The sequence below is a fragment of the Arthrobacter sp. zg-Y1110 genome (assembly GCF_025244865.1).
In the GTDB taxonomy this organism is placed as follows: Bacteria; Actinomycetota; Actinomycetes; order Actinomycetales; family Micrococcaceae; genus Arthrobacter_B.
Genome location: NZ_CP104272.1, coordinates 571,478 through 595,546 on the forward strand (window position 1 = coordinate 571,478; position 24,069 = coordinate 595,546).

Annotated in this window: 24 protein-coding genes, 1 tRNA gene and 2 riboswitches; of the genes, 16 read left to right on the forward strand and 9 right to left on the reverse strand. The window is 65.4% G+C overall.

What is annotated here, in order from left to right; genetic code table 11:
• Nucleotides 1-155: 155 nt before the first annotated feature.
• From N2K99_RS02765 to N2K99_RS02775, 3 genes are read left to right on the forward strand one after another with little or no spacing between them, the layout of a single operon-like run.
• On the forward strand, nt 156-539 hold the full coding sequence (locus tag N2K99_RS02765) for a cold-shock protein (RefSeq protein ID WP_227922981.1): 384 nt from the start codon (nt 156-158) through the stop codon (nt 537-539).
• 21 nt (nt 540-560) lie between these two features.
• Complete coding sequence (locus tag N2K99_RS02770) at nt 561-1,133, forward strand: DUF3027 domain-containing protein (protein WP_227933797.1); 573 nt, start codon at nt 561-563, stop codon at nt 1,131-1,133.
• Nucleotides 1,134-1,187: 54 nt separating this feature from the next.
• Nucleotides 1,188-2,468: an MFS transporter gene (locus tag N2K99_RS02775; RefSeq protein ID WP_227933798.1), complete on the forward strand. Its 1,281-nt coding sequence runs from the start codon at nt 1,188-1,190 to the stop codon at nt 2,466-2,468.
• Between the two features lie 45 nt (nt 2,469-2,513).
• Here the strand turns inward: N2K99_RS02775 and serC are convergent, their stop codons facing one another.
• Nucleotides 2,514-3,641 (reverse strand): phosphoserine transaminase, encoded by a 1,128-nt coding sequence (serC, locus tag N2K99_RS02780; RefSeq protein WP_227933799.1) that lies wholly within the window; start codon nt 3,639-3,641, stop codon nt 2,514-2,516.
• 217 nt (nt 3,642-3,858) lie between these two features.
• Here serC and N2K99_RS02785 point away from each other — a divergent pair, with 217 nt between their 5' ends.
• The 9 genes from N2K99_RS02785 (at nt 3,859) to fdhD (ending at nt 11,536) form a co-directional block, all read left to right on the forward strand.
• Complete coding sequence (locus N2K99_RS02785; protein ID WP_227922988.1) at nt 3,859-4,557, forward strand: metal-dependent transcriptional regulator; 699 nt, start codon at nt 3,859-3,861, stop codon at nt 4,555-4,557.
• A 90-nt stretch (nt 4,558-4,647) separates the two neighbouring features.
• Nucleotides 4,648-4,844: riboswitch (cyclic di-AMP (ydaO/yuaA leader) on the forward strand.
• 3 nt (nt 4,845-4,847) lie between these two features.
• Entirely contained in the window at nt 4,848-5,612 is a 765-nt protein-coding gene (locus tag N2K99_RS02790; RefSeq protein ID WP_227933800.1) for a M23 family metallopeptidase, read from the forward strand.
• Between the two features lie 148 nt (nt 5,613-5,760).
• Nucleotides 5,761-5,919: riboswitch (cyclic di-AMP (ydaO/yuaA leader) on the forward strand.
• Between the two features lie 3 nt (nt 5,920-5,922).
• The gene (locus tag N2K99_RS02795) at nt 5,923-6,723 is read left to right on the forward strand and encodes an NlpC/P60 family protein (protein WP_227922992.1); all 801 of its coding nucleotides are present in this window, start codon (nt 5,923-5,925) and stop codon (nt 6,721-6,723) included.
• Between the two features lie 26 nt (nt 6,724-6,749).
• Nucleotides 6,750-7,550, forward strand: a complete 801-nt coding sequence (locus N2K99_RS02800) for an NlpC/P60 family protein (protein WP_227933801.1) — start codon at nt 6,750-6,752, stop codon at nt 7,548-7,550.
• A 245-nt stretch (nt 7,551-7,795) separates the two neighbouring features.
• Entirely contained in the window at nt 7,796-8,296 is a 501-nt protein-coding gene (locus N2K99_RS02805) for an HNH endonuclease (RefSeq protein WP_227922996.1), read from the forward strand.
• A complete protein-coding gene (locus N2K99_RS02810; protein WP_227933802.1) occupies nt 8,296-8,985 on the forward strand; it encodes a molybdenum cofactor guanylyltransferase in 690 nt (229 codons plus the stop codon). The genes N2K99_RS02805 and N2K99_RS02810 overlap by 1 nt, the downstream gene beginning before the upstream one ends.
• A 36-nt stretch (nt 8,986-9,021) precedes the next feature.
• Entirely contained in the window at nt 9,022-9,306 is a 285-nt protein-coding gene (locus tag N2K99_RS02815) for a DUF6457 domain-containing protein (protein ID WP_227923001.1), read from the forward strand.
• A complete protein-coding gene (locus tag N2K99_RS02820) occupies nt 9,303-10,598 on the forward strand; it encodes a molybdopterin molybdotransferase MoeA (protein ID WP_227923003.1) in 1,296 nt (431 codons plus the stop codon). The genes N2K99_RS02815 and N2K99_RS02820 overlap by 4 nt, the downstream gene beginning before the upstream one ends.
• Nucleotides 10,599-10,690: 92 nt before the next feature.
• Nucleotides 10,691-11,536, forward strand: a complete 846-nt coding sequence (fdhD, locus tag N2K99_RS02825; protein WP_227923007.1) for a formate dehydrogenase accessory sulfurtransferase FdhD — start codon at nt 10,691-10,693, stop codon at nt 11,534-11,536.
• A gap of 17 nt (nt 11,537-11,553) precedes the next feature.
• On the opposite strand, the gene N2K99_RS02830 is transcribed toward fdhD, so the two are convergent.
• A complete protein-coding gene (locus N2K99_RS02830) occupies nt 11,554-13,266 on the reverse strand; it encodes an ATP-binding protein (protein WP_227933803.1) in 1,713 nt (570 codons plus the stop codon).
• Between the two features lie 196 nt (nt 13,267-13,462).
• Here N2K99_RS02830 and N2K99_RS02835 point away from each other — a divergent pair, with 196 nt between their 5' ends.
• A complete protein-coding gene (locus N2K99_RS02835; RefSeq protein ID WP_227933804.1) occupies nt 13,463-15,358 on the forward strand; it encodes an ABC transporter ATP-binding protein in 1,896 nt (631 codons plus the stop codon).
• Between the two features lie 3 nt (nt 15,359-15,361).
• Here N2K99_RS02835 and N2K99_RS02840 read toward each other — a convergent pair whose 3' ends face one another.
• The 5 genes from N2K99_RS02840 to N2K99_RS02860 are packed head-to-tail and all read right to left on the reverse strand — an operon-like array spanning nt 15,362 to nt 19,849.
• The gene (locus N2K99_RS02840) at nt 15,362-16,165 is read right to left on the reverse strand and encodes a DeoR/GlpR family DNA-binding transcription regulator (RefSeq protein WP_227923014.1); all 804 of its coding nucleotides are present in this window, start codon (nt 16,163-16,165) and stop codon (nt 15,362-15,364) included.
• A 6-nt stretch (nt 16,166-16,171) separates the two neighbouring features.
• On the reverse strand, nt 16,172-17,026 hold the full coding sequence (locus N2K99_RS02845; RefSeq protein WP_227923016.1) for a class II fructose-bisphosphate aldolase: 855 nt from the start codon (nt 17,024-17,026) through the stop codon (nt 16,172-16,174).
• A complete protein-coding gene (locus N2K99_RS02850) occupies nt 17,023-17,976 on the reverse strand; it encodes a 1-phosphofructokinase family hexose kinase (RefSeq protein ID WP_227933805.1) in 954 nt (317 codons plus the stop codon). The genes N2K99_RS02845 and N2K99_RS02850 overlap by 4 nt, the downstream gene beginning before the upstream one ends.
• On the reverse strand, nt 17,973-18,917 hold the full coding sequence (locus N2K99_RS02855; RefSeq protein WP_227923021.1) for an ROK family protein: 945 nt from the start codon (nt 18,915-18,917) through the stop codon (nt 17,973-17,975). The genes N2K99_RS02850 and N2K99_RS02855 overlap by 4 nt, the downstream gene beginning before the upstream one ends.
• A gap of 8 nt (nt 18,918-18,925) precedes the next feature.
• Nucleotides 18,926-19,849: an SIS domain-containing protein gene (locus N2K99_RS02860; protein ID WP_227933806.1), complete on the reverse strand. Its 924-nt coding sequence runs from the start codon at nt 19,847-19,849 to the stop codon at nt 18,926-18,928.
• Nucleotides 19,850-20,204: 355 nt separating this feature from the next.
• Here N2K99_RS02860 and N2K99_RS02865 point away from each other — a divergent pair, with 355 nt between their 5' ends.
• The 3 genes from N2K99_RS02865 to N2K99_RS02875 all read left to right on the forward strand — a co-directional run bounded on the left by N2K99_RS02865 (nt 20,205) and on the right by N2K99_RS02875 (nt 23,337).
• Nucleotides 20,205-21,443, forward strand: coding sequence for an extracellular solute-binding protein (locus tag N2K99_RS02865; protein ID WP_227933807.1), 1,239 nt, complete (start codon nt 20,205-20,207; stop codon nt 21,441-21,443).
• 63 nt (nt 21,444-21,506) lie between these two features.
• Nucleotides 21,507-22,430 carry a carbohydrate ABC transporter permease gene (locus N2K99_RS02870; RefSeq protein ID WP_227923028.1) on the forward strand — a complete coding sequence of 308 codons (924 nt, stop codon included), beginning with the start codon at nt 21,507-21,509 and terminating at the stop codon, nt 22,428-22,430.
• A gap of 1 nt (nt 22,431) precedes the next feature.
• Nucleotides 22,432-23,337 carry a carbohydrate ABC transporter permease gene (locus N2K99_RS02875; RefSeq protein ID WP_227933808.1) on the forward strand — a complete coding sequence of 302 codons (906 nt, stop codon included), beginning with the start codon at nt 22,432-22,434 and terminating at the stop codon, nt 23,335-23,337.
• Nucleotides 23,338-23,364: 27 nt separating this feature from the next.
• Here the strand turns inward: N2K99_RS02875 and N2K99_RS02880 are convergent.
• Nucleotides 23,365-23,438: transfer RNA gene (locus N2K99_RS02880), tRNA-Arg, on the reverse strand.
• 32 nt (nt 23,439-23,470) lie between these two features.
• Nucleotides 23,471-24,007 (reverse strand): MarR family winged helix-turn-helix transcriptional regulator, encoded by a 537-nt coding sequence (locus tag N2K99_RS02885; protein WP_227923038.1) that lies wholly within the window; start codon nt 24,005-24,007, stop codon nt 23,471-23,473.
• Nucleotides 24,008-24,069 lie beyond the last annotated feature (62 nt).

A 24,069-nucleotide genomic window follows, 5' to 3' on the forward strand; every position in this document is an offset into this window, starting at 1 on the left:
ATTCCCGTGTCGGGATATTCTAAAGGGAACAGACTTCCCCGTAGTATCTCCAAAGGTACTCCGGCGCCGCTTCGGGCCTGGCTGGCCAACGCGGGTCACGACTATTCCTGCGGCAGGTGTCCTGCTGCAATTAAACTAAGAACGAGGTAACCGAAGTGCCCATCGGCAAGGTCAAATGGTTCGACACTGGTAAGGGTTTTGGGTTTCTGGCCACGGACGATGGGCAGGAAGTCTTCCTGCATGCTTCGGCCCTGCCTGCGGGAGTCAGCGAGGTCAAGCCCGGCACCCGCATGGAATTCGGTGTTGCGGACGGACGTCGCGGACCGCAGGCCCTATCCGCCCGCATTCTCGAGGCCCCGCCGTCGGTAGCCAGGGCAACCCGCAAGGATGCCGAAGACATGGCCGTGATCACCGAGGACCTGATCAAGCTGCTGGACGGTATTTCCAACGGACTGCGGCGCGGCCGCTACCCGGATAAGAAGCACGCATCCAAGGTAGCTGCCGTCCTGCGGGCCGTTGCCGATGATCTGGATATATAAGGTAAGTGCACTGAATTGACTATGAGACCGGAAATTCCCTCTCCCGACTCGTCCCCTGAACCCGACACCGACGCCGCTGCTGCTCCGGCGGTTCGCAAGCGCGCCCCGCGGCGGCCGGGAAAGCCCGACGCCGTGCTCGCGGCCGCCGTGGCCGAAGCCCGCGCCGGACTGCTGGAAGTGGTATCCGAAGACGAAGTAGGCAACTACCTGGGTGCTGCGGCCGACGCCGAACGGGTGGTGACGCACCGGTTCTCTTCCCTCCGTCCCGGCTACCGCGGGTGGTACTGGTACGCCACGGTTGCCCGTATGCCCCGGAGCAAGAAGGTAACGGTGTCCGAAGTGGGCCTGCTCCCCTCGGACGAAGCCCTGCTGGCTCCCGAGTGGGTGCCTTGGTCCGACCGGCTGCGTCCGGAAGACATTGCTGCCGAACAGGAACAGCAGGCCCAGGAACAGCGGGCGCAGGAACAGGCTGATCAGGAACAGGCCGAGGCCGAACAGGCTGGCCGGGACGATAACGGGCAGCAGGACGAGGCTGGCGAGAACCATGCCGGCGAACAGCACGCCGAAGCGACAGGTGCCCAGGAGGACGAATAATCCCGTGACGGTTGCGGCAACAAGGTTCACTATCCCCAAGGGGGGGCTGGACTGATGTTCCGTTCCCTTCGCATTTTCAACTACCGCATCTGGTTTATCGGCGCCCTGGTGTCGAACATCGGCACCTGGATGCAGCGCACCGCGCAGGACTGGCTTGTCTACGACATCCTGACCGATCAGGACGCGGCGGCCATGGGAATCGTTATGGCGCTGCAGCTGGGCCCGCAGCTGCTGCTGGCCCCGTGGTCAGGCCTGATCGCCGACACGTACAACCGCCGCAAGGTCCTCCTGCTCACGCAGGTCAGCATGGGCGGCCTGGGCCTGGCACTGGGGCTCCTGGTGCTCTCCGGGCATGCCGAGCTGTGGCACGTCTACGCCTTCGCGCTGGCGCTGGGTGTGGTGTCGGCCGTCGACGGGCCGGCACGCCAGGCCTTCGTCTCTGAGGTGGTTTCCGAGCGGGACCTGCCCAACGCCGTCGCCCTCAACAGTGCCTCCTTTAACGGGGCACGGATGATTGGCCCCGCCGTCGCCGGTCTCCTGACCGTGGCCGTGGGCCCGGGCCTGGTCTTCGTCCTCAACGCCGTGACGTTCGGCGCCATGGTGATTGCGCTGCTGAAAATGCGTGCCGGCGAGCTGCGCGTGTTGCCCAAGGCGCCGCCGGGGAAGGGCCGCATCCGGGCCGGACTTGCCTACGTGCGGCACCGGCCGGACCTGATCATGGTGATGCTCGCGATCTTTATCGTGGGGACCTTCGGCATGAATTTCGCTGTCTATATAGCAGCCATGGCACGCACCGAGTTCGGCCGGGACGCCGGCATTTTCGGCGTCCTGAATTCGGTGATGGCCATCGGATCCGTCGCCGGCGCCCTGCTGTCCGCGCGGCGGGACCGGCCCCGCCTGCGCTTTGTCTTCGGTGCGGCCGGAGCCTTTGGCCTGGCCTGCATCCTGTCCGCCATGGCACCCAGCCTGATCCTGTTCGCCGTCTCGCTGGTCCCCGTGGGCCTGTTTGCCCTGACCCTGATGACCAGCGCCAACGCGTATGTCCAGACCACCACGGCCCAGATCATGCGCGGGCGGGTCATGGCCTTGTACTTCGCCATCTTTATGGGCGGCACGCCGCTGGGCGCCCCGGTGGTGGGTTGGGTCTCGAACTCCTTCGGTCCCCGCTGGAGCCTGGGCGTTGCCGCAGCTTCCGGCCTGCTGGCCGCCGCGATCGGTTTCGTCTGGGCCTGGCGCACCTACGGCATGCGTTTCCACTATGACCGGAGCCTGCCGCGCAGGCTGAGCATGACCACGGACACTCCGGAAAAGCAGCAGGACCCGGACAACGCCTAGCGTCCGGGTCCTGCCGCGGCCCCTATCGTGGGGCGGCCTTGCGGGTCAGGAATTCTCGATCACAAAATCGATGCACTCCAGCAGGGCGCTGACGTCGTCGGGCTCGATGGCCACGAAGGTGGCAATCCGCAGCTGGTTGCGGCCGAGCTTGCGGTAGGGCTCCACGTCCACCACGCCGTTGGCGCGCAGGGTCTTGGCTATTGCCGCGGCGTCGATGCCCGCGTCGAAATCGATCGTGGCAATCACATTGGAGCGGTCCTCGGCGCGGGTTACGAACGGAGTGGCCACGGAGGACTTCTCGGCCCACGAATAGATCCGCCCCGCCGACTCCGCGGTCCGGCCCGCGGCGAAGCCAAGTCCGCCGTTGGCGTTGAGCCATTCGATCTGCGCGTTAAGGGTCACCAGCGTAGACAACGACGGCGTGTTGTAGGTCTGGTTCAGCCTCGAGTTGTCGATGGCGGTCTGCAGGTTCAGGAAATCCGGGATCCAGCGGTCCCCGGCATTGATCCGGGCCGCCCGTTCCAGCGCAGCCGGAGAGAACATGCCCAGCCACAGGCCGCCGTCGGAAGCGAAGTTCTTCTGCGGTGCAAAGTAATAGACATCGGCCTGCGCCAGGTCCACATCCAGGCCGCCCGCAGCAGAGGTGGCATCGATCAGGACCAAGGAGCCGGCGTCGGCGCCTTCCACCCGCCGGACGGGGGCAGCCACGCCGGTGGAGGTCTCATTCTGGGGCCAGGCATAAACGTCGACGCCGGCCTCCGCCGCAGGCTCGGGGCGCGTGCCGGGGTTGGAGGTGATGATGCTGGATGCCGCGAGGAACGGAGCCTTGTTGGTGGCTGCCGCAAACTTTGAGCCGAATTCACCGAAGGAAAGGTGCTGGGCCTTCTCCTGGACCAGGCCGAAGGCCGCGATGTCCCAGAACGCGGTGGAACCGCCCACGCCCAGGACAACCTCGTAACCCTCGGGCGCCGAGAACAACTCCATGAGGCCTTCACGGACGCTGCCCACGAGGTTCCGTACCGGAGCCTGCCGGTGGGAGGTGCCGAGCAGGTTGGCTCCCGCTGCTGCGAGTGCGGACATCTGTTCCGGGCGTACCTTGGAAGGACCGGCACCAAATCGGCCGTCCTTCGGGAGGAGCCCAGCGGGAATTTTCAGTGCGGCGGTATCGCCCATGGTGTGACGCTCCAAGCGGGTTTCGACAGTGGCGGATATGCACTTCCATTCTGCCGTACAGGCTCGGGAGCCCGCGATGTATGACGCCCGCCACCAGAGACTGTGCCCGGTGCCGCGCAATTATCGGGCGGTCCGGCGGATAGGCTAACGTGTTGGCGTACACCCCCGGGGCAGCGGTGCGCTGCCTCTCTTCCTCCCTTGCTAGGAGCGGCCCGTCATGACGGATCTCATTGACACCACTGAGATGTATCTCAGGACCATCCTGGAACTGGAAGAAGAGAACATCGTTGCCCTCCGTGCACGCATTGCCGAACGGCTGCGCCACTCCGGGCCCACGGTTTCCCAGACCATCGGGCGAATGGAACGTGACGGGCTCGTGGTGGTTGCCGGGACGCGTCGGCTGGAACTGACGGAACTGGGCCGGCGCCGGGCCACCGAGGTCATGCGCAAGCACCGCCTGGCCGAACGGCTCCTTGCGGACGTCATCGGACTTGACTGGGCCTACGTCCATGACGAAGCCTGCCGCTGGGAACACGTGATGAGCGAGCGTGTGGAACGGCGCCTGTATGAGCTGCTGGGCCGCCCCACGGAATCGCCCTACGGCAATCCCATTCCCGGCCTCGAGGGGATCGGCGGGGTGGCAGCGGAAGTGTTCATCGCCGGCGTCGTCGATCTGGTGTCCACTGTCGCGTCGGCCGAGCCGGGGACCAAGCTTCGGCTGGTCCGGCTGGCGGAACCCATCCAGGTGGAACCCGAACTGCTTACCCAGCTGGACGAAGCGGGGCTGCGGCCCGGAGCGCAGATCACTGCAGAAGTTGTAGGCGGTTATATTTCCGTGCGTGTTCCGGGCATCGAGGGTGCCTTGGAACTGCCTACGGAAGTGGCATCCCACGTCTTTGTTTCCCCAGTTGGGTAACGGAATGGTCACTTTTGTGACATTTACCCTATAGTGAGTTCCGACGCTGAAACACCATCGTTATCCGGTCCGTCCGCCGAGCCCTGCCAGCGGACCGGAGCACTAAACTCGTCCAGGCAGGGGCGGAGGACCCACTTTCCGGCAGCATTGCTGCCTTGGGGTGAAGCCTTTCGGGAGCCGGCTGCATTTCCTGCATAGTTGCAGGTGATGCCCGCCTTTTCCGGAAAGGCCGAGTTTCTCTACTCGAATCCGACAGCTAACTTCGCAGGCGATCCATGAGAGGGAAAAACTTGTCGAAGCATGCTGCTTCGGGCCGGCGCCGCGCGTCAGCTCCTATTGCACCTGCGCGCCCGCGCAACGCCTCACCGTCAGGCCGCCGGCGCGCCGAAACAAAGTCCGTGTCCGTGGGCGGTGCCGCCCAGAAGGTGGCTATTACCGCTGCCACGTCGGGCCTGATCCTTACGGCCGCCATGCCCACGCATGCGGCAGCCGACGATCCGGTCCAGCACGAGCCGGTGGCGGTCGACGCGCCTGTCTCGGCCGACCCGAACGCTGATATCGGATTCGCCCGGGCCGGGCTGAGCAGCAAATACGACCCGGACGCCAAGCTGGCCGCCATCACGGTTGCCGCCGGCTCGCATGCGGTCCCTGCTGCAGCCAAGGGCACGCTGTCCACGCCCCTGGACTCATCTTTGGTGCAGACCTCCGGGTTCGGCCACCGGGTCAGCCCCATCACCGGGCAGCACGGCGAGATGCATAACGGACAGGACTTCGCCGCTGCCTGCGGTACGGCGGTCAATGCTGCGGCATCCGGCACCGTGGTCTTCGCCGGCTGGCATCCCTACGGCGGCGGCAACCGCGTTGTGGTTGATCACGGCAACGGAGTCCAGACCACGTACAACCACCTTTCCAATATTGCCGTCACCGTGGGCGCTGAAGTCGAGCGCGGATTCCTGGTCGGCGCGAGCGGTACAACCGGTTCCTCAACCGGCTGCCACCTGCATTTCGAGGTCATGGTTAACGGCGAAGTAGTGGACCCGCTGAATTGGTTGTAAGCGCTTAAATCAATTGGTTGTAACCAGTTGAATATCGTTTCGTGATCGGAACGTGACATACCTCAAATGTTGCTGTACGCTCATCCTCGTGCCCGATTCGCCAAAGGTGGGGCACCTTCGAACAGATCGCCTAGCTCTGCCACTGTTTGAAGTCCGTTCGCAGAATCGCATGGCAGAGGCGGGGGAACCAATTTCGGGTTTCGAAAGAAACCCTTGGGGTTAAGTTGCAAAAGGCCATTGGCCGGGCAACCGGGTGACTCCCATCCGAATCCGACAGCTCACCTCGTAGGCAATTGGGAGAGGCAAACTTGTGTCATCAAACGCTCATGGCCGCCGTCGCGCTGCCACCGTACAGACCAACCCGATCACTGCACTTTCCAAGGCAGTCAGCAGCAACGCCGGAACCGTAGGCCGCCAGGCCGCCGTCGTAGTTGCAGCATCCGGCCTCGTGCTGGCTGCCGGACTTCCTGCACAGGCTTCCGTAAGCACGGACCGCCAGGCACTCGCAGCAACCCCCCTGAACATCGTGGCCGGCAGCGTTACCGCCCCCGCCAACGCACCGTTCGAGCTTCCCCTGGTTGCCCCCAGCTCCACTTCCGGCGCCGAATACCGCGCACAGGTTGCAGCCGAAGAGGCCGCAGCCCAGGCAGCAGAAGAGCTCGCAGCCTCGCAGGCCGCAGCAGCAACCCAGGCAGCAGCCACCAAGAATGCCGCAGCTGCCCGCACCGCCGCCCCGGCAGCCTCCGGTGCCGCCGTAAAGCCAGCCTCCTCCATGTCGGCTCCGGTCGAAGCACCGGCTTCCGGCAACATCGCAGCTGGCCTGGTTGCTTCCGCCTACGGCCAGATCGGTGTGGCACAGGATTGCACCGCCATGGTCGAGAACGCCCTGCGCTCCGTCGGCAAGGCCGTCGGCGACCTTGGCCCGATGCAGTTCCTGCAGTTCGGTCCCCAGGTTTCCACTCCGGCTCCCGGTGACCTTGTGGTCAACGGCGGCCACGTTGCGATCTACGTCGGCAACGGCCAGGTCATCAGCGGCGGCCTGAACGGCCTGAACACCGGCCTGCATGCCCTCTCGGACCTGGGCGGCGTCAGCTTCGTCCGCGTCAGCTAACCGGAATACGAGACGCGGAGAAAATCATGACCTCGACAATTGAGCGCGCCCGCCACCGGGCGCCGGTGGAACGCACCACTACGCTGAACGCCCTTGCCGGCGCCGTCAGTGCCAACGCCGGAACGGTGGGCCGCCAGGCCGCCGTGATCGCGGCAGCCTCCGGGCTGGTACTGACCACCGGTGTCGCGGCCAATGCCTCCGGGGCGGACGCCATGCGCGACGTCCAGACGAGCACCCTGGATCTTTCCTCGGTCAAGATCCTCCAGGTCTCCGAAAACGCGACGGTTTCGTTCGAACGCGACAGCATCGCCGGCACCACCCCGGCACCCGTGGCGGAACCTGTAGCCCCGGTTGCCGAAGCACCTGCTGCCGCTGCGGCTCCGAAACCGGCTGCCGTCGCTGCCGGCACGCGTGCTGCTGCCAACACGGTTCCTGCTGCTCAGGCCACCACCCTTAGCACGCCGGCACCTGCGCAGCCCGCGCAGAGCGCCCCTTCCGGCGTAGCATCCACCATTGCAGCCGCTGCCTACGCGCAGCTGGGCATCGGCCAGGACTGCACCCGGTTGGTCACCAACGCGCTGGCCGCGGCCGGAATCAACCACCACGGCTGGCCTGCAAGCTACCTCACCCTTGGACGGACGGTGAGCGCAGCTGAGGCCATCCCCGGTGACCTTATCTACTACGCAGACGGCGGGATGGGCATGGCCCACATCGCCGTGTACGTGGGCGGCGGACAGGCAGTGCACGGCGGTTTCAACGGTGGATCCACCGTTGTGGCTCCGGCCGAGCTCGGCTCCGGCGGCGTCTACATCCGCGTAGGCGGCTAGGCAGCTCCCGGTACAGCATCCATGGCAAGGCCCCTCCTTCGGGAGGGGCCTTGCCTGGTTAAGCCGCAGCCCGGGCACGGAGCCAGGCGGGGTGCTGCGGGCCGGGGCCGAGCCCCTGCACCACCGGCATAAATGGCCAAGAACGCGATCGCGTTCTACTCTTGCATAGACAATCCGATGTGCCGTTGGCGAAAGCGGTGTCTTGTACTCACCGGTTCGCGGGCGGCAGGCGAAGAGGTATGTGCATGCGCACTCTCGTTCTGAATGCTGGATATGAACCGTTGGCCGTGATCACCTTCCGCCGCGCCTTGGTGCTGGTCCTGAATGGAAAGGCGAGTGTGGTGGCGGAAAACGGCGAGCCGGTGGTCGGCCCCAACGAAATCCTCCCCAGGCCTTCGGTGATCCTGCTTCACCGGTACGTGAAAATTCCCTACCGGGAGGGCACCGTAGCCACCCGACGGGGCGTCCTGCGCCGGGATAACCATGAATGCGCCTATTGCGGGAAGGCGGCGGCTACCGTGGACCACGTGGTCCCGCGGTCCCGCGGCGGCGATGACAGCTGGGAGAACCTGGTTGCCTGCTGCCTGCGCTGCAATAACACCAAAGGGGACAGGACACTGGCGCAACTTGGCTGGGAGCTGCGGATTTCCCCCAAAGCGCCCCGGGGTGCGCGCTGGCAGATCCGCGAGCTTGAACGTCCCTCACCGCAGTGGGATCCGTTCCTGCAGAATGACACGGCTGCCTGATGTCCGCTGCCGCTCCTTATGATGCAGTCGTCCTGGCCGGCGGCCGTTCCACGCGCCTTGGAGGCACGCCCAAGGCGCTGCTCCTGGCAGGGGACAGAACCCTGTTGGAAACCACCCTTGCCGCAGTGCAGGATGCACGCAGCATCGCCGTCGCGGGGCCGCCGGACCTGTCGAACCTGCTGAGCTCATCCGCACTGGGCGGGTCCCCGGTGACGCCTCTGCTGGTCCGGGAGGAGCCGGCCTACGCCGGTCCCGCAGCAGCAGTCGGAGCCGCCGTCGCCGCCCTCGCCGACCTCGAGAAGAGGGACAGCGCCAGCGGCAGCCTCACTGACGGCGGCCTCAAGGACCGGGGAGGGAGCCCCTGGACGATGGTCCTGGCCTGCGACATGCCGCAGATCGCCTCCGCCGTCCGGGCCCTGCTGGATGCAGCCGCCGTGCCGCCCGCCGAGAGCCTGCTGGCAGTGGATTCCAGCGGTAACCGCCAGCCGCTGGCGGCGCTTTACCGCACAGCTGACCTGCGCGCCGCTGTTGCTTCCCTGGCCGCGGAGGGTTTAGCGAACAAGTCCATGAAGGCGTTGCTTGCTAGGGTGCAATGGAGGGGTGTTGATGTTCCCCCGACGAGTACAGCCGATGTTGACACCTGGAACGATGCACAAACCCTGGGTGTGAGCGCCGGGGACCTGCCGTAGCACCGGGCGGTCCCCAAGCGAAACGAAGGAGCACGAATGGCAAGCCAGCAGGAACAACTCGAGGCGTGGAGCGGCAGGCTGCTGCAGGCACTGGAACTCGAGGGCACACCGGTGGATGTCTCCGCTGTCCTCGATCTGGCTGCAGCTGCCGCGCACAGCGTGGTGCGGCCTGCCGCCCCGCTGACCACCTTCATTGTCGGGTACGCGGCTGGACTCGCCGCCGGCAGCGGCCAGGCCGACGACGCCGTCGCCATGCGTTCGGCCATGGCGGTAGCCGCGGAACAGTGCCGGAACGCCGCAACGGAAGGAGACGCCCAATGAGCGAACATCCCGCACCCGTCATCCTGCCGGCCCAGCCCAATGCCTCCTGGGCGCAGGCCCGCCACGCCGCCTATGCAGCGGCCCGCCCGCTGCCGTATGAGACGGTTCCCCTGGACGAGGCACTCGGCCGGATCCTGGCCCTCGAAACCACTGCCCTGCAACCGGTACCGCATTACGCCTCCGCCGCGATGGACGGATGGGTTGTTGCAGGACCGCCGCCGTGGACTGTCATTACCCATGAGGAACCCGAGGTGGAACGCTGGCAGATCCACCGCGAATCGGGACGCCGCGCACTCCAGCCGGGCGAGGCCGTGGAAATCCTCACCGGCGGGCTTATCCCCGAAGGCGCCGAAGCCGTGCTGCGCTCCGAAAGCGGCAACGTGTCGGCCACAACGCCGCCGCAGCTGACGCTCAGCGACCGCGCGAAGGAATCCGAACCGCGCACCGGCGAACATATCCGCCCGGCCGGAGAAGAGGCGGCAGCGGGGGAGACCACCATCCCGGCGGGCAAGATGCTCAACCCGGCCCATATTGCACTGGCTGCCGTGTGCGGACATGACACCCTGCCGGTGCTGCGCTCCCCGCGAGTGTCCCTGCTGCTGACCGGGGACGAAGTCATCGAAGCCGGCCTGCCCGAGCCGGGACAGGTCCGAGACACCTTCGGACCCCAGCTGCCGCAGCTGATCACGATGCTGGGGGGACGCATCGACGTCGTCCGGCGCCTGCCGGACCGGCTGGAGGAAGTGGTGGCGGCGCTGAGCAGCGAAGCCACGGATGAACTCTCCATCGCAATGTCTTCCGGCGACGTCCTCGTCACTACCGGCGGCACCGGACGTTCCGACGCGGACCACCTGCGCCGTGCCTTGGAAGAGGTCGAGGCTGAACTCCTCATTGACGGAATCGCGATGCGTCCGGGCCATCCCACCATGCTGGCCCGGTTGCAGGACGGCCGCCTGCTGGTAGCGCTGCCCGGCAACCCGCTGGCCGCGATGATGGCGGTCTTCACCATCGTCCAACCGCTGCTGGACGGACTCCGCGGGGCACCGATTTCCCGTGAACGGCATGTCCTGGCCGGGGTGGATCTGGAACCATTGCCCGGACGGACCAGGCTGGTTCCCTGCAGCATCCAGGAAGACCGGGCCATGCCTTCGCCGTATTTCCGCTCCGGAATGCTCCGCGGACTGGCAGAGGCGGACGCCGTTATGGTGGTGCCGCCGGAAGGCTGCATCAGGGACCAGGCCGTGATGGCACTGCCCCTGCCGTGGCAGGTCAACCGCGCACCGTCCGGATAAGCCCGGACACCGGGAAGGCCGGAGAGCGGGACAATCCGGGGGACCCCGGCCACCCGGAGCCAGAGTCAATGCACTAAAGACAGGGAGACACCATGGGACGGGTTACCCAGCGAGGGCGGGTCACGCGCTTCCGGTTGGACGGGAACGTCAGCCGGCGGGATGACGTATTGGCGGGGGAGGAACCGCTGGAAATCCGGGTGATGGGTAAGTCCTTCACCGTCACCATGCGGACCCCCGGCGATGACTTTGACCTGGTGGCCGGATTCCTGGTCTCCGAAGGGGTGATCTGGGACCCGGCCCAGCTCATCAGCCTGCGGTACTGCGCCGGAGTGGATGACGAAGGCAAACAGACCTTCAACGTGGTGGATGTCCAGCTCCGGCCCGGCACCCCGCTCCCTGACACCGGGATGGAACGGCACGTCTATACGTCCAGCTCCTGCGGCATCTGCGGAACGGCTTCCATCGAGGCGGTCCGGAAGTCCTCGCACTTCGATCCGTCCTCCGACGGCGTGAGGCTCCCGCTGGACATGCTGGCGGCCCTGCCGGACCGGCTGCGCGAAGGCCAGAAGGTCTTCGACCGGACCGGGGGCGTCCATGCGGCGGGTCTTTTCAACGCCGACGGCGAGCTGCTGTGCCTGCGCGAGGACGTGGGCCGGCACAACGCGGTGGACAAGGTGGTGGGGTGGGCCCTGCGCGCCGGGATGCTTCCGCTGCGCGGCATGGTGCTGCAGGTATCCGGACGGGCGTCCTTCGAGCTGGTCCAGAAGGCCCAACTGGCGGGTATCCCGGTACTAGCCGCCGTCAGTGCACCGTCCGCGCTTTCCGTGGATCTGGCCAAGGACGCCGGAATGACGCTGATCGGGTTCAGCCGCGGTACGTCCCTGAACTGCTATTCCGCGCCGGAACGGATCCTGGCTGCCGCCCCCGCCCCCGTCTAGCCGCAGCCGTCCGGACCCTAGCGGGTGGCCGGAAGCTGGACCGTTGCCGTGGTGCCCTCGCCCACTTTGGAAGCAATCCCCAGTTCTCCGCCGTGCTGGAGCACAATGTCCTGGACGATGGCCAGGCCCAGGCCGGTACCGGGGATGGCAGCGGAGGTGGCGTTGGAGGCACGGAAGAAACGCCGGAACAGATTGGGCAGGTCCCCTTCCGGGATGCCGATTCCGGTGTCCCGGATCTGTACCCGCACGCCCGGCCCGGCGCCGTCCGGATGGACCAGCGCGGCACTGACCTGCACGGTTCCGCCGGCCGGCGTGAACTTCACGGCGTTGGAGCAGAGATTGGTGAAGACCTGCTCCAGCTGGGCGCGGTCTCCGTCAACCAGCAAGGGATCGGTCCCCAGGTCCAACCGCAGGTCCAGGCTGCTGGCCCCGGCTGCCGGTGCCAGTGAGGCGGCAACGGCGCGCAGGAGTTCTTCCAGGTCCACTTCCTCCACCTCGAGGTTGATCTCGTCCGCATCCTGCCGGGAGATGGTCAGCAGATCGCTGATCAGCTGGTTGAGCCGAACGGCATTGCGGCCAACGATCTTGAGCATCTGCGCGACGTCGTCCGGGATGTCCCCGCCGGAGCCGTCCAGGATGAGGTCCAGATAGCCGGTGATCGAGGTCAGCGGTGTCCGCAGCTCGTGGTTGACCGTGGCCACGAAATCGGTCTTGGCCTGGTCCAGGTCACGCTGGCGTTTGAGTACCATCCGCTGCGCGGTAATGAGGTTGCCCTGCACGAGGCCGTGCGCCAGGTTTCCACTGACATGCTGGATCAGGGAGATCTCCGTGCTCGTCCAGTCCCGCGGGGCACCCTCGCCGGCAAGCCAGAGCAGCCCGAAAGCCTTGTCCCCGTGGCCGAGCGGCACAATCACGGAGGTGCGCAGCCCGGCAGCCCGGGATTCCGCGCTTATCGGTACCGGCTCATCGGCGGGCTGACCGTGGTCTTCCACCGCCATTCCCCGGCCCCGCTCCCACAGCGTTTCGGCCAGCTCACCCGCAGTATGGGCGTTCAACGCGGGAATGCCACCGGAGGTTTCCTCGCGGCTCCACGCCAGGGCCAGTTCCGGAACGCGCTCATCCGGGAAGGTCACCAGCAGTGCATGGTCCGCTTCAAAGGTGGCTCCGAGTCCGTGAACCACTACCTCGGCCATCTGCTGCGGATCATTCGTGGCCCGGATGGCGGCGGAAATACGGCGCGTGTCCGCCCGCAGCCGCGATGTGGCCGCCCGTCGGTCCCTGCGCGCCCGAGCGGTGGCCAGGATGAGGTTGATCCGGCGTGCCAGATCCTCGGGGTCCACCGGGCTGGCCACGAAGTCGGCGATGCCCAGGTCAACCATGAAGTCCATGTCCAGCCCGGCTTCGCCCGCCACGAGGATGACCGGCAGCTTGGTCATGGCCGGTTCGTGCCGGAGGCGCTTGAGCATGTCCATTCCGGCGACCTGGCGGATGGTGGAATCCACCACCGCCAACACCGGCGAGCCGGCACGTGCAGCTTCCATGGCCTCGTCGAGGTCCAGCACGGGGACTGCTTCCAAGCCCGCATCGGCGAGAATTCCGGCCACAACGGAGAAGACCTCGGGTTGTTCAACGGCAACCAGCGCCGTGGGACGCGGTTGCGCGCCGGGAGTGTTGCCCTCCGAAGAGGCGCCGCCCGTGGGGGCGGCTAAGGGTTTGAGTGCCGGGGGCATTACGGCCTTTCGTCGGTGCCCGGTTCAGCTCCAGGGGCAGCGATTCGAAGTGTACCAGCGCCCGGAGCCAAACTAGTGACTTGGTTCACTGTGCCCTCAGGAACAGATTCCGGCGGAGTTTCAGCCACTAGCGATCAGGCGGGAACGGCCTTCGGACGGGTTTAAGCTGGAACGTGCGGATATCGGAGGAACAGACATGAGCATGGAAGGCGCAGCGTGGGGTTCGCTGATGCAGATCTCCCGCGCCAAGGGAGTAGACGGCAAGATTTCGCGGGAAACCCTGAAGCGGATTGTCCGCTTTGCCGCTCCCTACCGGACCCGGCTCCTGGGGTTCGTTTTACTGTCCGTGGTGGGCGCGTTCCTGGCCGTGGCGACGCCGGTCCTGGCCGGGCAGGTGGTCAACTCCATTGTGGCCGGCACAGCGCCGGGCGTGGTGATCCGGCTGGCCCTGCTGATTGCCGCCGTCGCGGTGGCGGACGCGGCAGTCTCCCTGGCTACGCGCTGGTTTTCCTCGCGCATCGGCGAAAGCGTCATCCTGGACCTGCGCACCGCGGTGTTCGACCACGTCCAGAAAATGCCCATTGCCTTCTTTACCCGCACGCGTACGGGTGCGCTGGTCAGCCGGCTCAACAATGACGTCATCGGCGCCCAGCAGGCCTTCAGCGGGACCCTTTCCGGTGTGGTGAGCAACGTCGTCGCACTGGTACTGACCCTCATCGTGATGCTCGGTACCTCTTGGCAGGTGACCGTATTGGCCATGTTGCTGCTGCCAGTGTTCCTGCTGCCGGCACGCCGGATGGGCGGCCGGCTTGCCGCGCTCCGCCGGGAGGCTGCCAACCACAACGCGTCCATGGGTACGCAGATGACCGAGCGGTTCTCCGCACCCGGTGCCACCCTGGTCAAACTGTTCGGACGGCCCGACGCCGAATCCCGCGAGTTTGCGCTCCGTGCCTCCCGGGTGCGGGACATCGGCGTGAAGATGGCAATGATGCAGGCCGTCTTCGTGACGGCCCTGACCCTGGTATCCGCCCTGGCCCTGGCCCTGGTCTACGGGCTGGGCGGTTACCTGGCGCTGCAGGGCAGCCTGAATACGGGCGACGTCGTCACGCTGGCGCTGCTGCTGACCCGGCTTTATGCGCCGTTGACCTCCCTGGCCAACGCCCGCGTGGAGATCATGAGCGCGGTAGTGAGCTTCGAGCGGGTCTTCGAAATCCTGGACCTTCGTCCCTTGATCCGGGAGAAGGAATCCCCGGCACCGGTGCCGGCCGGACCGCTGAGCGTGGAGTTCGACGACGTCCGGTTTGCCTATCCCACCGCGGACAAAGTGTCCCTCGCGTCGCTGGAAGAGGTGGCTGTCCTGGACACCCGCGGCGGGGAGGAAGTCCTGCACGGAGTGTCTTTCCGCGTTGAACCGGGGCAGACCGTCGCCCTGGTTGGAACCTCGGGGGCGGGCAAATCGACCATTGCGCAGCTGCTGGCACGGCTGTACGACGTCGATTCGGGTGCCGTGCGCTTCTCCGGTACGGATGTGCGGGACGTGAGTTTCGCCGGCATCCGGCAGGCACTGGGCATGGTGACCCAGGACGGGCACCTGTTCCACGAAACCATCCGGGCCAACCTGCTGCTGGCTAACCCCGACGCCAGTGAAGAGGAAGTCTGGGATGCGCTGCGCCGGGCGCGGCTGGAGGACATGGTGCGGTCCCTGCCGGACGGGCTGGAAACGATGGTGGGGGAGCGCGGCTACCGGCTTTCCGGCGGGGAGCGCCAGCGGATGACCATCGCGCGGCTGCTGCTGGCCCAGCCGCGGATCGTGATCCTGGACGAGGCCACCGCCGCTTTGGATTCCACTTCCGAGGCCGCCGTGCAGGCCGCCCTGGGCGAGGCGCTGCAGGGGCGGACCGCCGTCGTGATTGCCCACCGGCTCTCCACCATCCGCAATGCCGACCGGATCCTGGTCATTGAGGGCGGACGGATCGCGGAACAGGGAACGCACGCGGAACTGCTGGCGCGGGAGGGACGCTACGCGGAGCTGTACAACACCCAGTTCGCCGTGGCCCGGGACGAGGAACGGAACTCCGCGGACCTGTCCTGAGGCCTAGCTGATGCTGCCTTCCATCGGTGCTACGAGGACCCGGGTGCCGCGGCTCTCGAAGGCAGCCTTGTCGCTGTCGGAGATGCCGCTGTCCGTGATCAGGTTGCTAAAGACGTATCCGCTGAGCGTGGCAAAGCTCCGGTTTCCGATTTTGGAGGAATCGGCGACGATGTAGGTTTCCGATGCCCTCCGGGACATCAGCGAGTTGACGGCTGCTTCCCCTTCATCGCTGACCGTGGGACCTACTTCGGCGTCCAGTCCGTTGACCCCTACAAACGCGAAATCCAGGGCCACGCGCTGCAGGATGACATCGGTATAGGGCCCAACCAGTTCATAGGAGCGCGGATTCACGACCCCGCCGGTCACCATGACCCGGATATTGGGGCGGACTACCAGTTGGACAGCGATGTTGATGGCGTTCGTGACCACGGTAAGGGTCGGCCTGTTTGACGGTTCCATGAGGTCCCGCCGCATGCCCAGCGCCTGCGCGATGGCGGTGCTGGTGGTTCCCCCGCACAAGCCGATCACGGCACCCTTGGGCACCAAGGAGCTCGCAGCCCGGGCTATGGCCTGCTTTTCAGCGGTGTGCTCGTCGCGCGAGTAGCGCGTGGGCAGATCATAGGCGACTGCTTCCATGGTTGCCCCGCCCCGGGTCCGGCTCAAGAGCCGCTGTGCAGCGAGGCTGTCCAAGTCCCGACGGGCAGTGGCCGGGGACACTTTGAGGGACACTACTATTTCCTCAACCTGCACGTGCCCGCGGGCGGCAAGGAGGTCGAGGATCGCGTTGAGCCGCGCTGTCTTCTCCATCGGGTTTCAGTCCAGGTCCGCAGGGACGGCCCGGGCGAAGAGGGATAACAAGCGGCCGGCCTCGGAGGCAAGCGCGCTCCGGCCCGCGGAAAGGTACGTCCTGGAATCGACGAGATCCTGATCGTTCCCGAGCACCTGGCGCACTGCACGGGTAAAAAAGCCGTTCAGATGCGTGGAAACATTTATTTTCGTCAGCCCAGCAGTAATGGCAGCTACGAGCATTGCATCCGGAACGCCTGAGGAGCCGTGCAGGACCAGCGGGATGTCCAACGCACCTCGGAGTTCCCGGATCAATCCCAGATCGAGCCGGGCGCTGCGCGTGGTCATCGCATGGGATGAACCCACGGCTACCGCCAATGCATCAACGCCGGTGGACAGCGCAAAGTCTGCAGCTTCGAATGGATCCGTCCGCACGCCGGGGTAGTGTGCCCCGTTCTTGCCGCCCACCCTGCCCAGCTCCGCCTCGACATAGACGCCGTACGGTTCCGCGTGTTTCACGACCCGGCTGGTTGCTGCCACATTCTCCCCGTAGGGAAGGTGCGCGCCGTCGTACATCACCGAACTGAACCCAAGCCGGACCGCTTCATAGACCAGCTCTTCATCATCGGCATGGTCCAGATGCAGTGCCACGGGAACGCGGGCTCCGGCGGCTACAGCCAGGCAGGCAACCCCCAGCGGTTCGAGTGAACCGTGGTACGCAACGCAGTTCTGCGAAATCTGCAGGATTACCGGCAATCCCACGGCTTCAGCCCCTTGGATGATCGCTTCTGCGGTTTCCAGATGCAGCACGTTGAAACTCCCGAGGCCCGTTCCAGCCGCAGCGGCCCGGTCCATCAGTGCACGTGTGGAGGTGAGGGTCATCGGAGTTCCTCCCCGTCGTGGTGTCGGGTCACCGTAATCCGGCGTATCAGGGACCGGTGCTCCGGCGAGATTTCACCGGCGGCCGGCATCAGGACAGCCGCCGAGGACCACGCCGCTGCGGTGCGCAGCATCAGTGTGACATCCCGGCAGCCGGCCGCCAGTAGTACGGCTATGGCGGCCACTGCGGCGTCACCCGCTCCGGTGGGGTTTCCTTTCAGGGCGTGACCGAGCCGTGCCTGCAGGAAGTGGCCGGGGTCTGCGGACGTAAACGCCAGCATCCCGTCCTCCCCGCAGCTGAGGAAGACAACGCCGGCTCCTCTGGCAATTAAGACGCGTGCAGCCGTCTGGGGATTTGCTTCACCCGTGGCTTCCAACAGCTCCCGGTGGTTCGGTTTAACGGCGAAGACACCCGCTTCCGCCGCGCGGATGAGATCGGGTCCCGAGGTATCGATGATGCAGGGAACGCCTCGTCGAGAGGCAGCACGGACCAGCCCCGGGTAGAAGTCTGCGGGGGACTGCGGGGGAAGGCTGCCCGACCCCACCAGGCAGCCGGCCGCGCGAAGGTGCTCGCCGGTCTGTTGCTCCAGCGCACGCCACTCCGACGACGAGAGCGCGCTGCCGGTTTCGTTGAAAATGCTGGTGGCGCCGGCCGACCGGTCCACAAAGGCGAGGCTGTGCCGGGTGGCCGGTTCCACCGGCACCAGGCGGTGGGGGATGCCGGAGCGATCGAGGTCCTCCCGGTAGGCACGTCCGGAGGAGCCGCCGCAGGTGGCCACGGCCAGGACGGAAGCGCCGAGCTGGTGGGCCACGCGCGCGACGTTCATGCCCTTGCCTCCGGCCCGAACCACCGGCGGTGGAACGCGGTGGCTGTCCCCCGGGTTGAGCTGCTCCACGACATAGGTTTTGTCCAGGGCAGGATTGGCCGTGACGGTCAGGACCGAGCCCGTCACAGCGGCACCGCCGTCAGGCCGCGTGCATGCAGTGCCGCTCCGATCAATCCCGCGTCCTGTCCCAGCATTGAGATCCGGATCCCGGGCCGGCGGTGGAAGGACAGTCTGGCATCAACGGCTCGGGTCAGGGGAGCGGTGAGGAACTCCCCGGCCTGGGACAATCCGCCGCCAAGGATCACGGCCTCGGTGCCAAGCAGCGCCGCGAGCTGGCAGATGCCTGCTGCGAGGCCGTCCACGGCGGCATCCCAGACTTCACCCGCCCGGACATCCCCGCTGCGGGCCGCCCGGACTACCTCGTCCGCCCCCACGGCTTTCCGGCCCGTCCTTTCGTTGTACCGGCGCACGATGGCCCCGGCGGAACTGATCGTTTCGAGGCACCCGTGTGCCCCGCAGGCACAGGCGAAGCCGCCAGGAACGGGGGTGTGCCCGATTTCCCCGGCAAACCCGTCCCCGGCTACCCGGGCACCGTCACAGAAAATTGCACCGGCTATTCCCGTGCCGATAACCAGCACTACCGCGTTCCGCAGTCCCTGTCCGGCGCCGAGCCGCATTTCGGCCTCACCGGCCGCGCCGACGTCGTGGCCGAAGGCAACCGGCAAACCTGTCTCTTCGCGGAGGCGACGCCCAAACGGATAGTTACTCCACCCCAGGTTCGCCGCCAGGATGCCGACCCCGCCGCGTTCATCAACCAACCCGGGAACCACAAATCCCATGGCCTTCACCGAGGCAGCCGGATAGTCCCTGACAAGACCGTGCGTCAGCTCGGCAACCCGTTTCACTATGGCTTCCCCCGTCCCTGCCCGGGCACGCGGAGTGGGCACGCGTTGGAGGGAATGCAACGCGCCGTCGGGACCGGATAACGCGGCCTTGATATCCGTCCCGCCAACATCGAAGGCAAGGACGGAATCCCCGTCTACCGTAGGAGAACCTGCACCAACCATTTGCGCCGCTAGCCTTCCAGGACCACTGACCGGGTGAGGTGGCGGGGGTGGTCGGGATCCAACCCCCGCGCCAATGCCCGGTCCAGTGTTGTCCTGTGGACTCGCACGAGCTCCGCCAGCGGATGGCGGAGGGAGTGCTCATAGTGCGCACCTGCCGCAACCACATCCGCACGCAGCCCCCGCGGTTCTTTACCAACCATCCAAGTGACCCTGCGCGGCCCGGCAATGGCGATTGGTCCATGCCGGTATTCCATTGCCGGGTAGGACTCCGTCCAGTCCTGGACCGCCTCGCGCATTTTCAACGCTGCCTCGTGGGCCAGACCGACCGTCCACCCCCGGCCCAGGAAGCTGAACTGTTCAGCCCCAAGGAGCTCGGCAGGGATCGGTTCCGCCAGGACGTTCCGCGCATCCTCCACGGCGCTGCCCAGATCCATGCCCGTGGCCGTCAACAGGTAGGCCAGGGCAGAGGTGGCAAAGCGGGTCTGCACAACGGATGATTCGTCAGCATAGGGGAGGGCAACCACACCCCGGGCCAGCCCCGCGGCGGGTGAACCGGCGTCGGCCAGGACCGCGGTAGAGGGCATCGCCTCCCCGACGAGGTCCAGTAATTCCAGAACCTCCGTAGTAGTGCCGGAACGGCTGATGGCGACGACGGCGTCGTATCCCCGGGCGCTCACCGCCGCGGCTTCCGATGCTGCGAATGCGTCTGTCTCCCCGCCGCCGGAGGCCTCCCGGACCGCAGCATAGGACTGGGCCATGAACCATGACGTGCCGCAGCCGATCACTGCCACGCGTTTGCCGGGGGCCGGAAGGAGGTCCTCGGCATGCGCCTGGGCAATGGCACGCTCCCAAACGTCCGGCTGCGAGTGCAGTTCTTTGCGCATCATGCTCCCGGCAGCAGGTGCCTGGGGAGCGGTAAAGGATTCAGGCATGCTCGGCTCCTCTGGGCTGGCCCTCCGGATCGGACGAGAGTTGGTCAATGATGCGCTCTGATTGAAGTTGCTGTCTATAGATCAGAAAAAATCAAGCAAATGATCCGAACACATCCTGGGATGAACCCGCACGACGGTGTGCGGTTTGCGGGCCTTTCTTTAGACGGGCGGCGCCGGACCCCTTGACGGACCGGGGCAGGAGGGCCAGTATCTTCCATCAACTGATGTTCGCTGATCGAATATCCCGTTTTGCTATCAAGTTCCATCATCAGCCAAGGGTGCTCAGGCCGTCCGGCGGCCTCGGCGTCGTGGCTCGGATTCGCGGCCCGGCCGTGACTGTCTGAAAGAGGATCCAATGAAGAGCAAACTTCGAACCGGCATGATGGCCCTAGCCGCGGCGGGAGCGCTTACGGTGTCTTCCTGCGGTTTCGGGGGAAGCGGGGACTCGGGCGAGGAAGGCGGGGCCAGCACCCTGGACCTGCTTGTTCCCAGCTATTCCGACGGCACCAAGGCCCTCTGGGAAGGGGTCATCGAAGATTTCGAAGCCGCCAACGAGGACATCAGCGTGAACCTGCAGGTGGAGTCCTGGGAAAACCTGGAATCGGTGCTGCAGACGAAAATCCAGGCCGGAGAGGCGCCCGACATTTACAACGGCGGTGCATTTTCTGCTTTTGCGGATGAGGGGCTGCTCTATCCGGCGAACGAGGTGGCCTCAGAGGAGACCATCGCCGACTTCCAAGAGTCGTTCGCAGAAAACGAGATGCTCGACGGCACCCAGTACGGCTTGCCGTTGATCGCTTCGGTACGTGCCCTGTTCTACAACCAGGATCTGTTCGATGCTGCAGGCATCCAGGCCCCTCCCACCACCTGGGACGAACTCCATGCAGCCGCCCAGGAGATTTCGGCCACCGGCGTTCCCGGGTACGGAATGCCGCTCGGATCGGAAGAGGCGCAGGGCGAAAGCCTCATCTGGTTCGCCGGCAACGGCGGCGGCTTTGGGGACGAATCGGAGATCACGGTGAATACGCCCGAGAACCTCGAGGCAGCAGAGTTTATGAAGAAAATGATCTCCGACGGCGTCACCCAGCCGGATCCGGGCGCCACCCAGCGCACTCCTATGATCAACGTCTTCGCGCAGGGGCAGATCGGGATGGTCTACGCCTTGCCGCAGACCGTTGGCCAGATTGAGGAAGAGAACCCGGACCTGAACTATGGGATTGCCAGCGTCCCCACCAACAGCGGCGAACCTTCCACCCTCGGGGTCGCGGACCGCCTGATGGCCTTCAAGAACGATGAGGACAAGCAGGAGGCCATTAAGGCGTTCATGGACTTCTTCTACGCGGAAGACAACTACGTGGACTGGGTGGAGACCGAAGGTTTCCTGCCCACCACCAAGAGCGGATCCGAGGCGATGGGCTCGGATGAAAGCTTGAAGCCGTTCCTGGACATGCTGCCGACCGCCGAGTTCTACCCGACCACCAACCCCGCCTGGAACGCGGCCGACGGAGCGTTCAAGTCCCTTATGGGCCAACTGGAGGACCAGGACGCACAGACAGTACTGGAGCAGATCCAGTCCAAGGCCGACGCAGCCTGACACCCGTCCCGAGGGGCCGTGTCAACCGATGCGGCTCCTCCCGGTCCAGAACGGTTTGAGCCTATGAGTACAGTCCGCCACCCGGGTGTGAGGGTTCGCCGGCAGAAGCTCCGAAACAGTGAAAGCGGATGGGCTGCCTTGCCCTGGATCGCTCCGGTGCTGGCCCTGGTGTTCGGAGTTGTGATCTTTCCTGCCGGCTACATGATCTACAGTTCGACCCGCCGCATCAGCCAGGCCGGTACGAACGTGGAAGGTGTGGGGCTGGCAAACTACCGGACGGTCTTCGAAGACCCCAACCTGCCCCGTGTCCTCCTCAATACCGTGGTGTGGGTAACGGTTGTGGTTGCCCTGACCGTTGTCATTTCACTGGCCCTGGCGAACTTCCTGAACAAGCCGTTCCCGGGCCGAACGCTCGTCCGGATGGCAGTTGTGGTCCCTTGGGCGGCCAGCGTAGTCATGACCACAACGGTGTTTTACTACGGGTTGGACCGGGACTACGGGATCATGAACAAGTTCATGGTCGACGTCGGGCTGCTGGACGCCTCCTACGGTTTCACCAAGAATGTTGCCACCGCCCTCGGGGCGGCCATCGTGGTGGGGGTGTTCGTGTCCCTTCCGTTCACCACCTATACCTTGCTTGCCGGGATGCAGGCCATTCCCGGGGATGCCCTTGAGGCAGCCAAAATGGACGGCGCGGGACCGGTGCGCACTTACTTCAGCGTGGTGCTGCCCCAGCTGCGCGGCGCGCTCGCAGTCGCCGTGCTGATCAACATCATCAATGTCTTCAATAACCTCCCAATCCTGCGGATCATGACGGGATCCATTCCCGGCTACAGTGCGGACACCCTGATGACGTACATCTTCAAAGTGCTTCAGTTTGACCGGCGCCTGGACGTGGCGAGCGCGCTCAGCGTGGTGAACTTCGCCGTCGTGCTGGTGATCGTGGCCGCGTACGTGAAGATCGTCAAACCGATGAAGGAGGCATGAAGTGGCCATCACCGCCCCGGCCCCTATCCGCACTGCTGCCCCGGCACCCGCGCGCCCCCGCCGGTATGCCGATAACGTCAGTGCCCGGCGGATGTGGGGACGTACCGCTGCCGGTGCCGTTATCGCTCTGCTGTTCCTGACGCCCTACCTGGTGATGTTCGTCGGCTCGTTGAAGACCCGCCCGGAAATCCTGTCGGTTCCGCCTGAGTATCTTCCGCAGGAGGGCCTGCAGTTCGGCAACTACCAGTCCATGTGGGACACACCGGAAACGCCTCTGACCTACAACCTGGTTTCAACCGTCATCATTGCCGTGTTTGCCACGGTTCTGGTGCTGCTTGTGGCCACGCCTGCTGCCTATTACACGGCCCGGTTCCGTTTCCCCGGCCGTTTGGCATTCCTGTTTCTGGTGATCGTGACGCAGATGCTGCAGCCGGCGGTGCTGACCGCGGGGCTTTTCCGCCAGATGCTGTGGCTGGACCTCAACGACACCTGGCTGGCCATGATCCTGATCAACGCGGCTTTCAATCTTTCCTTCGCGTTGTGGATCATGCATAGTTTTTTTGCCGCAGTTCCCCGCGAGATTGACGAGGCGGCGCAGATCGACGGCGCCGGGCGGCTCAAGGTGCTTTTCCGGATCAACCTGCCGCTGGTCTGGCCGGGGATCGTTACGGCAGTGATCTTCACCTTCGTTTCGTCCTGGAACGAATTCGCAGCGAGCCTGGTCATCATGTCCACGGCGGAGAACCAGCCGCTGTCAGTGGCGCTGACGAAATTCATCGGCCAGTACGCCACCAGCTGGCAATACGTGTTTGGGGTTTCGATCGTGGCGATCGTGCCGGTGATTATCCTGTTCGCGGTCATCGAGAAGCGCCTGATCGGCGGGCTCACGGCCGGCGCCGTTAAATAGCCGGGAACGGGCCCTTAAAGAAAAATGTGCCCCCGGCCGGAATCGAACCGACGACCTGCCCTTTAGGAGAGGGCCGCTCTATCCTACTGAGCTACGAGGGCGGACCGCCGGCTTCCCGGCGGGCGGTACCAGCTTACCCGTTTCTCCCGCTGCGTGTTTGCAGCCCGTCCGGAGCGCCGCCGCTGACGGGGGCGGCGCCGGCGCCGTCGGACTGCCGGTCTTTAATGTGGCGGTCATAGGTCTCACGTATGGCCTGCATAAAGCCCAGGATGGTGCGCAGCTCCGTTTCCGTGTACCGCGACATGACCTCGTCGGTGAGTGCGCCCAGAGGACCGAAGTAGGCGCCGGCAAGCTGCATGGCCAGGGGTTCGAAGTGCAGGGTGACCTTCCGCCTGTCCGCATGGCTGCGGTTGCGGTGGATGTGGCCGATGCGCTCCAACCGGTCGATCACCGCAGTGGTGGCTCCGGAGGAGGTGCCCAGCCGGGCGCTGAGCTGCCCGGCGGTTAGTGCCTCATGCCGCATCTCCGCCTCCATGATGAGCACAAGGGCGCGCATGTCGGTGGCATTCAGGCCGTTCGAGTGCGCGAAAGCGTCCGCGACACGTTGTCCGTCCAGGCTCATGCCGCGGAGTGCATCGACGATCTCCCGCCGTAGCTCTTTATCCTCCACAAACTAATAGTAACTGGGAATTGAAGTATCTCTATATCTAAGATACTTTCGAATGGAGATAC

Coding starts and splice junctions, on each gene's coding strand:
- N2K99_RS02805 (WP_227922996.1), top strand. CDS start 7,796: ATGCGCACTCTCGTTCTGAATGCTGGATATGAACCGTTGGCCGTGATC.
- N2K99_RS02820 (WP_227923003.1), top strand. CDS start 9,303: ATGAGCGAACATCCCGCACCCGTCATCCTGCCGGCCCAGCCCAATGCC.
- N2K99_RS02835 (WP_227933804.1), top strand. CDS start 13,463: ATGAGCATGGAAGGCGCAGCGTGGGGTTCGCTGATGCAGATCTCCCGC.
- serC (WP_227933799.1), bottom strand. CDS start 3,641: ATGGGCGATACCGCCGCACTGAAAATTCCCGCTGGGCTCCTCCCGAAG.
- N2K99_RS02865 (WP_227933807.1), top strand. CDS start 20,205: ATGAAGAGCAAACTTCGAACCGGCATGATGGCCCTAGCCGCGGCGGGA.
- N2K99_RS02775 (WP_227933798.1), top strand. CDS start 1,188: ATGTTCCGTTCCCTTCGCATTTTCAACTACCGCATCTGGTTTATCGGC.
- N2K99_RS02810 (WP_227933802.1), top strand. CDS start 8,296: ATGTCCGCTGCCGCTCCTTATGATGCAGTCGTCCTGGCCGGCGGCCGT.
- fdhD (WP_227923007.1), top strand. CDS start 10,691: ATGGGACGGGTTACCCAGCGAGGGCGGGTCACGCGCTTCCGGTTGGAC.
- N2K99_RS02830 (WP_227933803.1), bottom strand. CDS start 13,266: ATGCCCCCGGCACTCAAACCCTTAGCCGCCCCCACGGGCGGCGCCTCT.
- N2K99_RS02855 (WP_227923021.1), bottom strand. CDS start 18,917: ATGGTTGGTGCAGGTTCTCCTACGGTAGACGGGGATTCCGTCCTTGCC.
- N2K99_RS02840 (WP_227923014.1), bottom strand. CDS start 16,165: ATGGAGAAGACAGCGCGGCTCAACGCGATCCTCGACCTCCTTGCCGCC.
- N2K99_RS02815 (WP_227923001.1), top strand. CDS start 9,022: ATGGCAAGCCAGCAGGAACAACTCGAGGCGTGGAGCGGCAGGCTGCTG.
- N2K99_RS02845 (WP_227923016.1), bottom strand. CDS start 17,026: ATGACCCTCACCTCCACACGTGCACTGATGGACCGGGCCGCTGCGGCT.
- N2K99_RS02870 (WP_227923028.1), top strand. CDS start 21,507: ATGAGTACAGTCCGCCACCCGGGTGTGAGGGTTCGCCGGCAGAAGCTC.
- N2K99_RS02770 (WP_227933797.1), top strand. CDS start 561: ATGAGACCGGAAATTCCCTCTCCCGACTCGTCCCCTGAACCCGACACC.
- N2K99_RS02800 (WP_227933801.1), top strand. CDS start 6,750: ATGACCTCGACAATTGAGCGCGCCCGCCACCGGGCGCCGGTGGAACGC.
- N2K99_RS02785 (WP_227922988.1), top strand. CDS start 3,859: ATGACGGATCTCATTGACACCACTGAGATGTATCTCAGGACCATCCTG.
- N2K99_RS02860 (WP_227933806.1), bottom strand. CDS start 19,849: ATGCCTGAATCCTTTACCGCTCCCCAGGCACCTGCTGCCGGGAGCATG.